Annotated in this window: 8 protein-coding genes; 7 read left to right on the top strand and 1 reads right to left on the bottom strand. The window is 62.2% G+C overall.

Annotated elements, in window-relative coordinates:
• Nucleotides 1-189: 189 nt before the first annotated feature.
• The 6 genes from BLR69_RS05220 (at nt 190) to BLR69_RS05195 (ending at nt 8,351) form a co-directional block, all read left to right on the top strand.
• Nucleotides 190-2,610, top strand: a complete 2,421-nt coding sequence (locus tag BLR69_RS05220; protein ID WP_071495761.1) for a TonB-dependent receptor plug domain-containing protein — start codon at nt 190-192, stop codon at nt 2,608-2,610.
• Between the two features lie 44 nt (nt 2,611-2,654).
• Nucleotides 2,655-4,265 carry an ABC transporter substrate-binding protein gene (locus BLR69_RS05215; RefSeq protein ID WP_071495845.1) on the top strand — a complete coding sequence of 537 codons (1,611 nt, stop codon included), beginning with the start codon at nt 2,655-2,657 and terminating at the stop codon, nt 4,263-4,265.
• Nucleotides 4,262-5,212, top strand: a complete 951-nt coding sequence (locus BLR69_RS05210) for an ABC transporter permease (protein WP_071495762.1) — start codon at nt 4,262-4,264, stop codon at nt 5,210-5,212. Before BLR69_RS05215 ends, BLR69_RS05210 begins: the two co-directional genes overlap by 4 nt.
• 3 nt (nt 5,213-5,215) lie before the next feature.
• Entirely contained in the window at nt 5,216-6,115 is a 900-nt protein-coding gene (locus BLR69_RS05205; RefSeq protein WP_071495763.1) for an ABC transporter permease, read from the top strand.
• The gene (locus tag BLR69_RS05200) at nt 6,112-7,725 is read left to right on the top strand and encodes a dipeptide ABC transporter ATP-binding protein (protein WP_071495764.1); all 1,614 of its coding nucleotides are present in this window, start codon (nt 6,112-6,114) and stop codon (nt 7,723-7,725) included. The genes BLR69_RS05205 and BLR69_RS05200 overlap by 4 nt, the downstream gene beginning before the upstream one ends.
• Before the next feature lie 98 nt (nt 7,726-7,823).
• Nucleotides 7,824-8,351 carry a sterol desaturase family protein gene (locus tag BLR69_RS05195; RefSeq protein ID WP_071495765.1) on the top strand — a complete coding sequence of 176 codons (528 nt, stop codon included), beginning with the start codon at nt 7,824-7,826 and terminating at the stop codon, nt 8,349-8,351.
• Nucleotides 8,352-8,389: 38 nt separating this feature from the next.
• On the opposite strand, the gene BLR69_RS05190 is transcribed toward BLR69_RS05195, so the two are convergent.
• Nucleotides 8,390-10,093 (bottom strand): hypothetical protein, encoded by a 1,704-nt coding sequence (locus tag BLR69_RS05190; protein WP_071495766.1) that lies wholly within the window; start codon nt 10,091-10,093, stop codon nt 8,390-8,392.
• Nucleotides 10,094-10,499: 406 nt separating this feature from the next.
• Between BLR69_RS05190 and mexE the strand changes: the two genes are divergently transcribed.
• Entirely contained in the window at nt 10,500-11,741 is a 1,242-nt protein-coding gene (mexE, locus tag BLR69_RS05185; protein ID WP_071495846.1) for a multidrug efflux RND transporter periplasmic adaptor subunit MexE, read from the top strand.
• Nucleotides 11,742-11,746 lie beyond the last annotated feature (5 nt).

The following is an 11,746-nucleotide window of genomic DNA, read 5'->3' as shown; positions in this document are numbered from 1 at the left end:
CTCCCCGCCATGAGTTCAGGGGCAACATAATAAAAACATCTGATTTTATAGAATATAAAAATAACAATATCTGATGATTAGCTTATTCCAAAAAAGACTTTCACTCAGCTTTTTTATAGAGATATCTTCACTTCACAGACCGACCCCATACCTGGCGGAGGACGCACCCCCACCCTCCAGGTTATCTCCATGCCAGACATCGCTTTCCCCACGCCCCTCAAGAAGTTGCCTCTTTCGCTCCTGACCGGTTCCCTGCTCCTGGCCGCTGTGCCCGCCTTCGCCGATGACGCCAAGCTCGACACTGTCACCGTGATTTCCACCGGCCTGCGTGGCCAGCAACGCACAGTGGCCGACAGCCCGGCGCCGATCGATGTGATCAACAGCGACCAGTTGCTCAAGACCGGCCGCGCCGAGTTGTCCGAGGCGATTGCCAAGCTGCTGCCTTCTTTCAACTTCGGCACCAACATTGCCGGCTACAACTCGGTGACCCGCCCGCTGAGCAACCGCAGCCTGGGACCGGCCTACACCCTGGTGCTGGTCAACGGTAAACGCCGGCATAACGGCGCCACCGGCCAGCGCGGTTCCATCGACAACAGCGGTGCGAATGCGGTGGACATCGACCTGATCCCGGTCAGCGCGGTGGACCATATCGAGGTGCTCAAAGACAGCGCGGCTGCACAGTATGGTTCCGATGCAGTCGCAGGCGTGATCAACATCATCCTCAAGTCCAGTAAAAGCGGCGGCCACCTGGAGACCAGCTACGGTCAGTTGTATTCCGGCCAGGGCGAGACCATCAAGGTCGCGGGTGACCAGGGCTTCGAACTGGGCCAGGGCGGCTTCTTTCACTTCTCGGCCGATGCGCGCAAACGTGGCACCGCGTCGTGGAACGACAAGGCCGACAGCAGCGTGCGGGCGTTTGCCGACCCGACCAAGGAAGCCGCCTGGGACCGCGTGGCGATCAAGAACGGCGATCCCGACCTCAAGGCCTTCAACCTGGCCTACAACGCCGAACTGCCGCTGGAAGACCTGACGCTGTACTCGTTCTCCACCTATGGCGAACGGGATGCCGAGGCAGCCAACTACTTCCGCCTGCCCACGGGCACGGCGGCAGTGCCCGAGGTGTTTCCCGATGGTTACTTCCCGCTCAACAACATCAAGGATCGCGACTACCAGTTGCTGTTCGGCGGCAAGGGCCTGGTCGCCGACTGGAACTGGGACCTGAGCACCACCTATGGGCGCAACAACGTGCACCACTCCAGCGACCTGAATATCAACCCGTCGCTGGGCACCGCGTCGCCGACCAGGTTCGATAACCTGGCGACCTTCCGCTTCGAGCAGTGGGTCAACAACCTGGACTTCACCCGCCGCTACGACAGCCTGTTCAACCTGACGCCGCCGGTGCAGGTATCCGCAGGCCTGGAACATCGCTGGGAGCATTTCAGTACGTTCGCCGGCGAGCGCGAGGCCTACATCACTGGCACTTACCCCGCCGCGTCTGGCGCACAGGCGGCGGTGACGATCCGTCCGGAAGATGAAGTCAGCCTGATCCGCAATAACTACGCCGGCTACCTGGACCTGGGTTTCGACCTGACGGACCGCTGGTTTCTCGACGTCGCCGGGCGGGTCGAGCACTACGACGATGATTCGGGCAACACCTTCGGCCTGAAAGTGAACTCACGCTACGAACTCACCGACACCGTAGCGGTGCGTGGCACCGTGGGCACCGGTTTCCGCGCGCCGTCCCTGACCCAGATCGGCTACACCGTGGCCGACAACCGCGTGGCCGTGGATGTGAACGGCAATGTGGTGCCGGCCGTGACGCGCCTGACGCCGTCCGGCAGCAACCTGGCCAAGGCACTGGGCGGCGATGACCTCAAACCGGAAAAATCGCGCAACCTGGGGCTGGGCCTGACCTGGCAGCCGGCGCCGCGCACCAGCGTCACCGCCGACGCCTACCTGATCGATATTGACGACCGCATCGCCCTCACCAGCAATATCTACGACCGTGGCAACGGCGCGATCAACGCCATTCTCGCCGCCCAGGGTGTACCGACCGGCACCTGGGTCAACTACTACACCAACGCGTTCGATACGCGCACCAAGGGCCTGGACGTGGTCGCCGACCACACCACACCGCTGGAGGCCTGGGGCGATGTGCGCTGGAGCCTGGGCTTCAACTGGAACAAGACCACGATTGAAGGCACCCGCGACACACCGGCGGCTCTGGCCGGTTCCGGCGTGACCCTGGTCGGCCGCGACCGCGAAGGCGACCTGACCGACGCGTCACCCAAGACCAAGTGGATCCTGGGCGCCAACTGGAAGGTCGAGGACCTGGCCGTCAACCTGCAAACCGCGCGCTACGGCGCGGTCAAGACCCTGGCGGTCAACCCGACTGGCGACCGCAGCTTCGGCGCCAAATGGATCACTGACCTGGACGTCAGCTACACCTTCGTCGACAGCCTCACCGTGAGCATCGGCGGCACCAACATCTTCGACGTGCGCCCCGACAAACACGCGGTGTACAGCAACCTCGGCCTGGCCGCCTACGGCAACCCGCCGTTCTACCCCGGCGGTGGCTACTGGTACACCAAGCTCGCCTACGACTTCTGATCCATACGCCACATGAGGGCACCCCATTGAATACCGCCAACTTGATGAGCCGCCTGCTGGCCCCCTGCGCCCTGGCGCTGAGCCTCGCCGCCTGCTCGCCCGGGCATGACACCCAGGCGGGCAAGACCCTGAACATCGCGTTTTTCGGCGATAACACCACCCTGGTCAGCGTCGACCCGTTCCAGGTCTATTGGCTGGAGCACCGCGTGCTGCTGCGCAACGTCGCCGAGTCCCTGACCGACCAGGACCCGGACACCGGCAAGATCATTCCCTGGCTGGCCAAACGCTGGGAAGTCAGTGACGACGCGCTGACCTATACCTTTCACCTGCGGGAGGACGTGACCTTCAGCAACGGCGAACGCTTCGACGCCAAGGCGGTGAAAACCGCGTTTGACAGCGACAAGGCACTCGCCACCGAACTGCCGGCCACGTTCGGCGCCACCTACCTGGCGGGTTATGACCACGCCGAAGTGGTCGACGACTTCACCGTCAAGCTGGTGCTGGCCAAGCCCAACGCGGGCTTCCTGCAAGCCACCTCCACCACCAACCTGGCGATCCTCGCCCCCGCCTCCTACGCACTGAGCGTGAAGGAGCGCTCCCTGGGCAAGATCATCGGCACCGGGCCGTTCGTACTGGCCAGCTACACGCCGGAAGTCGGTGCGCACCTGACCAAGCGCAAAGGCTACGCCTGGGCCTCGGCCAACATGCAAAACCAGGGTGAGGCGCACCTGGATGCGGTGGACATCAGCTACATCCCCGAAGAAAGCGTGCGCAACGGCCTGTTCCTGCAAGGCAAGGCCGACATCCTCTGGCCGCGCAATCCGTTTTCGGACGTCGACCTGAAGCTGTTCCAATCCAAGGGCGCGACCATCCAGAGCCGCTCGCTGCCGGGGCCGGCGCTGAACCTGTACCCCAATACCCGTGGCGAGCGGATCCTGGCCGACCGGCAAGTGCGCCTGGCACTGCAAAAGGCCCTGGATCGCAAGAGCTACGCCAGCACCGTGTACAACGCCGAGTTCCCGGTGGTGGACGGCATCTTCGATGTCACCACGCCGTACTTCAAAAGCCAGGGCGCCAAGCTGGCCTATGACCCGGCGGGGGCCGAGCAACTGCTGGAGCACGCCGGCTGGGCCAAGGGCGCGGACGGTTACCGGCAGAAAAACGGCAAGCGCCTGAGCCTGAGCTACAACATCACCCCGGCCGAGACCGCCGGCGATGTGCTGATCCAGGACCAACTGCGCAAGGTCGGCATCGAGTTGAAACTCAGCGTGGTCACCCGCGCCGAATGGGTCGCCAACAACTCGGCGGGCAACTATGACCTGACCATCAACTACATGACCCGCGCCGACCCGATCATCCTGCAGACCATCCTCGATCCGCGCAGCGCCAACAGCTCCACGCTGGCCACCAACACCTATGAACCGGCGGTGCTGGAAAAGGCCAAGGGCTTGTTCGATGCCGGCATCACGGCCACTCAGGGCCAACAGCGTGCTGCTGCCTATGGAAGCCTGCAGGACCTGTTGATTGACGAAAGCTCGGCATTCCCGGTGTATGAGCGCGTGTGGCAGGCGGCGACATCGCCCAAGGTGAAGCACTTTCGCTGGACCGCCGAGGGCTTTGCACTGCTGGGCGATATCGAGATCGGCACGCCATGAGCCGCTATCTGATCGGCCGTATCGGCCAGGCGCTGCTGGTGCTGTGGGGGGCCTACAGCATCACGTATTTCATTCTGTATCTGCTGCCGGGCGACACCTTGTCGATCATGCTCAGCGCGTCGGGCATGGAGGCCGACGCGCTGTCGGTGGAAGACCTGGCCAAGGCGCGGGCCTACTACGGCCTGGATAAAGGCCTGTTCGAACAGTATTTCGACCTGCTGTTGGGGGCGTTGCGGGGGGATTTCGGACAGTCGCTTTCACTGAATCGCCCGGTGGCCGAACTGCTTGCCGAACGCCTGCCGCAGACCCTGTCCCTGGCGGGGCTGGCCATCGTGTTGTCACTGCTTGGCGGAATCGGCCTGGCCTACCTGACCGCCTACATCCGTTGGCAACCGCTGAAAAAAGCCTTGGCGCGCCTGCCGTCGCTGGGCTTTTCGGTGCCGGTATTCTGGATGGGGCTGTTGCTGATCCAGGTGTTTGCCTTCGGCCTCGGCTGGTTCCCGGCTACCGGCAGCCGGGGCCTGGAAAGCCTGGTGTTGCCTGCCGTTACCTTGGCGATTCCGAGTGCAGCGGTGTACGCCCAGGTGCTGCAACGCAGTTTCCAAGGGGTGTGGAAAGAGTCCTACATCACCACTGCGTATGCCAAGGGCCTGAGCCGTGGCCAGGTGCAGGCACGCCATGGCTTCAAGAATGCGGCGTTGCCGATCCTCACCCTGATCGGCTTGCAGGTGGGCAATACGGTGTCGGGCGCAGTGTTGGTGGAAACCATCTTCGCCCGCTCCGGTATTGGCCGCCTGGCCCAGGAAGCGGTGCTGCGCCAGGACATTCCGGTGGTGCTCGCCATCGTTTCGGTGTCGGCGGCGGCATTTGTATTGGTGAACCTGCTGGTCGACCTGTTGTACCCGTGGTTCGACCCGCGCATCTCCCACACGCCAAAGGTGTTCTAGACCATGACCGTCCTTGAGCAGAACCTGGGCCGCAATCCCCTCCCGGCCAGCCCTGCGCTGTGGCGCCGCCGCAGCCGCCTGCAACGCGTCACGGCGACGATGTTGCCACTGTTGCGGCGGCCAGGGTTCAGCCTGGCGCTGCTGGTGGTGGTATTTGCCTTGGTGGCGGCTGTGGCGCCGTACTTGTTGAGCAGCTTTGATCCTTACGCCACCTCGCCCGTCGACAAGCTGCGCGCGCCCAACCTGATCCACTGGTTTGGCACCGATGAGCTGGGACGCGACCTCTATACGCGGGTGGTCCATGGCGCCAGCCTATCGGTCCTGGCGGCGTTTCTTGCGGTGGGCATTGCCCTCCTGGGCGGGCTGGGCCTGGGCATTCTGTCGGGCTTTGCCGGTGGCCGCATCGACGCGGTGATCATGCGCTTCGTCGATGTGCTGCTGGCCCTGCCCGGCCTGCTGCTGGCCCTGGCGATTGTCACGGCCATCGGCTTCGGCACCGTACCCGTGGCGATTGCCGTGGGCATCGGCATTATTCCGGGGTTTGCCCGCACCACCCGCGCCGAGGTGCTGCGGGTCAAGACCCTGCCCTATGTCGAGGCCGCACGCCTGGGCGGCGCCAGCTGGGGGCGCACCTTGCTGCGGCACATCCTGCCTAACGCATGGGGGCCGGTGGCCGTGCTGGCGACCCTGGACTTTGGCGCCGCGATCCTGGCCACCGCAGGCTTGAGCTTCCTCGGTTTCGGTGCTGCGCCACCGGCTGCGGAATGGGGCACCTTGATCGCCAATGGTCGACACTTTTTGATCACCGCTCCTTGGGTTTCCCTGCTGCCCGGACTGTTCTTGGTGGCCGTGGTGTTCAGCCTCAACCATATCGCCCGCACCTTCGAGGAGATCCAGCGATGAGCGCTTTAGTGGATGTACGCCAACTCAGCGTCAGCTATCGGCACGGCAACACGGCGGTCAATCGCCTGTCACTGAGCATCGCCCAGGGCGAGACCGTGGCGATTGTCGGTGAGTCCGGCTCCGGTAAATCGACCCTGGCCAACGCTATCCTCGGTCTGTTACCGGACAGTGCGCAGGTCATCGCCGGCCAGCTGTGGGTAGACGGCCACGACCTGACCCGCGCCAATGAACGCCAAAAGCGTGCATTGCGCGGCCGCACCATTGGACTGGTGCCGCAGGACCCGATGGTCAGCCTCAACCCGACCCTGCGCGTGGGCCAGCAGATCGCCGAAGCGCTGATCCTGGCCAAGGGCAAACGCTACCCCGCCGTCGATGCGGACATTGTCGAACTGCTGCAACAGGTGGGCATCGACAAGCCTGTACTGCGCGCCCGTCAGTACCCCCATGAACTCTCCGGCGGCATGCGCCAGCGTGTGCTGATCGCCATTGCCCTGGCGGGCAACCCGCGCTTGATCATCGCCGACGAACCCACCAGCGCCCTGGATGTGACGGTGCAGCGCAAGATCCTCGACCACTTGCAGCGCTTGGTCAGCGAGCGCGGGATTTCGCTGCTGATCATCACCCATGACCTGGGCGTCGCCGCCGACCGCGCCGACCGGATCCTGGTGATGCAACACGGTGAAGTGGTCGAACAGGGCGCGCCAGGCCAGATCCTCGGCACGCCACAACACGACTACACCCGCGCGCTGATTGCCGCTGCTCCGGCGTTTGCCAGACGGCGTGAGCCCTTGCCGCGCATGGATTCGACACAACAACCGATCCTGAGCCTGAAAAACGTCGGCAAGACGTTTGTACTGCCCAGGGTCAAGGGTGAAGAATCAACGTTCGTGGCCCTCGAGGACCTCAACCTGCAGGTGTATCCCGGCCAGACCCTGGCCATCGTCGGCGAGTCCGGCTCGGGCAAGAGCACCGCGCTGCGCATCGCACTCGGCCTGGAAAAACCGAGCCAGGGCCAGGTCTGGTTCGAACAACAGGACGTCACCCACCTGAGCTGGCGCGACTTCCGCCCACTGCGCCAACGCCTGCAATTGGTGCAGCAGAACCCGTTTGCCGCCCTGGACCCACGCTTCACCGTGTTCGATAGCATCGTCGAACCGCTGGTGTCATTCGGACGGCTCAAGGGCGCCGCGCTGGAACAGGCGGCGCGGCAGTTGATCAGCCGCGTGCATTTGCCGGTCAGTTACCTGGATCGCCTGCCGCGAGAGTTGTCGGGCGGCCAGTGCCAACGCGTCGCCATCGCCAGGGCCCTGGCGTTGAAACCTGACCTGTTGTTGCTCGACGAGCCGGTCAGCGCGCTCGATGTGTCGGTGCAGGCGCGCATCCTTGAGCTGCTGGAAGAGCTGCAACGCGAGATGGGCATTGCCTATGTGCTGGTGTCCCACGACTTGTCAGTGGTGGCCAACTTCGCCCATGAGGTGCTGGTGTTGCGCAACGGCCGGGTGATTGAACAGGGCTCGGTGGAGCAGATCTTCCATCGGCCGGCCAGCGAGTACACGCGGGAATTGATTGCGGCCATCCCTGGCCGGCAGGTTATCGCAAGCGCAGCGTGAGACCTGTGTCGCAGTGCCACGCGAAACAGTTGTCGGCAACGGCGCGATCCCCGAGAATCGCACCCCCGACTCTCGGGCACTTCAGGGATATTCCGCGCATGGCTGCTTCCAACAAATGGCTGATGTCGTCAGTCGCTTATTACCTCGATTTCTTCACCGTCCCCCTCTTCATCCTCCTTGCCCTGTACCTCGCACCTTTTGATCCGGGACTGGCACTCGCCGGCCTGTTGGCCTGGTCACTGGTGGAGTATTCGGCGCACCGCTTCCTGTTTCACTCGCTGTATCGCCGTGAGCACTGGACCCACCACGTCGACGTGCTGGCCTATATCGGTGTGTCGAGCTGGAAAACCAGCTCGACCTTTGCCGCGCTGTTGCTGCTGGCCTGGTGCACCGGCCTGACCTCGGCGTTTGTCGGTGCGGTGGCGGGCTACTTCTATTACATCTCGGTGCATTACGTGATGCATCGGCCGGAGCATTGGGCCTTTTGCTTTATTCCGGGGCTGGTAGCCAATCATGACTTGCACCACCGCCAGGGCGTCGAGAAGAACTTCGGGGTGTCTTCGCCGCTGTGGGATCACGTGTTTGGCACCTACGTTAGGGCTCAAACACTCAACCGCTACGATTAAAGACCTGGCAGCCCCTTCGCCATGGCCTGCTCGAACCATCACAGCTCGAAGTCAGCGCCCTCCCTGCCGTAGTCCTTTTTTGAGGTTTTGCTCATTGATCTATCCTGTTGGGGCTCCGCCCGCTGGTATTGATTACGCAAGCGCTTCGTCAGTTCAAGCGTGAAGGGCTCGTCTTCAATCGCCAGCAGTAACAGGTGCCGAGGAAGCTCTCCGGTCTCGCCACTGCCTAGAATCCGCATGGCGTCATCAACGGTGTCAAAGGGCTCTCCAATACCGGAGGCTGCATCACACAGACCAAAGCTGATGAAGCTGGCCCAGTCCCAACCCGTGCTGCGAACATCCAGCTTAAGCTTGGTCGCATTCGGGTTTCTGTTTGCATCGAGTATCAACTGCTGCAGCGCCTGTGCTGAACTCACTGTTGGAACCGGCGAGTCCAGCCGCAGTTGGGGCGATTCGTGATAGAACAGGTAATACCCGCCGCGTGGCAATTTGGAAAGTTTGGGCAATTGGCCCTTCTTACTGCCTACGTCAGCCTCCCAGTCTTTTGCGCGCTTGGCTTGCAACAACACCGCTTTGCGACAGACCAGCCCACCAATGTTCAGGGCGATAATCACGCCGATATCGGCGCCCACACGGGTTTCTTCTTCAGTATTGGCCAACTGCAACATACCCAGATAAGACTGGGACACAGGATAGCCGAATAGCGGAATATGCCTGGACGCCCACTCCGAAAGCCCATCCTCAACACACTGACTGAACCGGCCATTCAGGGGGTCTTCGGTTGACACCGCACGGTTGAGCACATCCGCCATTTTCTGTTGGCAGCGGAACATCCCCCAATAGATGGACCACAGCACATCAATGCGCAGGTTTTGAGGCGACGCGACCAACGTGGTCAACAATTGCCATTGATCCGAGCTGTGCAGGTCGCCTAGCAATTGACTTGCACAATCTGCCGTCATATTGGCGGCTGCCAACTGGACGGAGGCGTCAACGATATCGGCGAAACTGCCCGTGACAGGCACCCCGTAATGGGCGGAATAAGCGTGCTTGCGCAGCTCCAGGGCCTGGTTGTGCAAACGGGTGTAGAGGGCGTTATCCGGGCGTTTCTGAAAGACTAATTGCGTCAGATGCCCGCGAGCCAGCGACACGTTGCCTTGACGTATCGCCCTGTCCATCCCGGCGAGGTGGATGGCGAAATCGGCTGCCAACCAACCTTGACCGCACGCGGCAGCCAAGGCTTCGTTCGCCTCGTGGAGAAAACCACTCAGCTCTTGATGAACGTGAGTGAGTTTCTGCAGCTTGACCTTCAGCTCAGCTTGTTCTTTGCGCTTATCGGTGACGAACTGATTGTGTGAAGCTATATCGCTGTCACGCTGCGCCTTGGCGTTGGGCTCATCATAGTCACGGGTGACCGCGGCATGCCTGGCCTCAGCTTTTTTGAATTGGCTATTGGCCTCTCTGGTATCGAAGGGGCTCAGCACCCAGCCCAGTCCGTAGCCCTCTTTTTTGTGCGCATTGTAACGACGCTGGCTGTCCTCCATGCGCAACCGGGTCTTCAACAACGCCGCATCTCGTTCTGCGTCACCATCACGCAGTTCCAGAGCATCGATCTCACTGATCTGTGCGCGAGTCCGGGTCATCCGTTCGCAAACGTCACCGAGGGTCTTGGAAAGAAAGGCTGCCAACTCGCCGCCGAGCGTTGCAACGGTATGACAGTCATGGTTCTGGAGCGTGGTCATCAACGACTTCCTGGTCAGATTGCAACAACAATGAATGCGCCGTCTTGCGATGGCGCAGCCGCTGAATTCTGCCGTGGTCGCACACTGCATCACAAGCACCCTGCCCTCCAGCGTCCAATACCACCCTGAGACCGCCTGCACATCAGGTGCTCGACAATCGAGCCGCAATCCGCTTGATCAACACAGTTGGACGCACTCAAAACGCTACGCCGTTGAATTGCACGGCCTGTAAAAGACTATTGTCATCACGCCTATTGATAGCCCCCTAACGAACCCCCCATGCTAGAGGGCTAATCTCGCGCTTATATCATTCCGAATGATAGTTACCTTTGCTTCATTCGATTCGTGACATAGCACATCGCCGCGCATGATCCGCCCATCTCAAATACATTGGCGGATGCACCTCATGGAACAGTCACTCAAACATTTGCGCTTCCCCCTGGCGATTTTGGCCGTGGTGGTGATGAGCGCGTGCGGCAAGAGCCCGGAACAAGCGGCCGCCATGCCAGCTGCCAAAGTCAGCGTGGCCAAGGTGCTGGAACAACCGGTCAACGAGTGGGATGAATTCACCGGTCGCCTGGAAGCCCCGGAAACCGTGCAGATCCGTCCGCGCGTGTCCGGCCAGATCGACCAGGTGGCCTTCACCGAAGGCGCCCTGGTGAAGAAAGGCGACCTGCTGTTCCAGATCGACCCGCGTCCGTTCCAGGCCGAAGTGCGTCGCCTTGAAGCCCAGTTGCAACAAACCCGTGCCGCCGCGACCCGCAGCGATAACGAAGCGCAACGTGGCGAACGCCTGCGCCAGAGCAATGCGATCTCCGCCGAACTGGCCGACTCGCGCACCACCGCCGCCCAGGAAGCCCGCGCCGCCGTCGCCGGGATCCAGGCGCAGTTGGACCTGGCCAAGCTGAACCTGAGCTTCACCCGCGTGACATCGCCGATCAGCGGCCGCGTCAGCCGTGCCGAAATCACCGCCGGCAACCTGGTCACCGCCGATGTCACCGCGCTGACCAGCGTGGTGTCCACCGACAAGGTCTACGCCTACTTCGACGCCGATGAGCGTGTGTTCCTCAAGTACACCGAACTGGCCCGCCAAGGCCGTCGTGGTGCGACCACCCCGGTTTACCTGGGCTTGTCCAACGAGACCGGCAACCCGCACCTGGGCCAGATGAACTTTGTCGACAACCAGGTCAACCCGGCCACCGGCACCATCCGTGGCCGTGCCGTGTTCGATAACAGCAAGGGCGAATACACCCCTGGCCTGTACGCCCGGCTGAAGCTGGTCGGCAGCGGCACCTACTCTGCCGTGCTGATCAACGACGAAGCCGTCGGCACCGACCTGGGCAAGAAGTTCGTGCTGGTGATGGAAGGCGACAAGCCGGCCTACCGCTCGGTGGAACTGGGGCCGAAGATCGAAGGTTTGCGCATCGTGCGCAGCGGCCTGAACAAGGACGACACCATTATCGTCAAGGGCCTGCAGCGCGTGCGCCCGGGGTCGCCGGTCGCCCCGGAAACCATTCCGATGGCCAGCAAGGAAACCCTCGCCGCCTTGGCCCAACAACGACAAGCGCTTGAAGCCAGCAACCTGGAGCAAGTGGCGCCGGAAAAAACCGCGCCCAAGCTCGCAGCTGTCGCGGCTCCACGCGGTTAAGGGAA

Origin of the sequence: Pseudomonas azotoformans (assembly GCF_900103345.1) — a bacterium.
Lineage (GTDB): Bacteria > Pseudomonadota > Gammaproteobacteria > Pseudomonadales > Pseudomonadaceae > Aquipseudomonas > Aquipseudomonas azotoformans.
The sequence above is the reverse complement of the archived record's forward strand: the minus strand, read 5'-3'. Positions and strand labels throughout refer to the sequence as shown.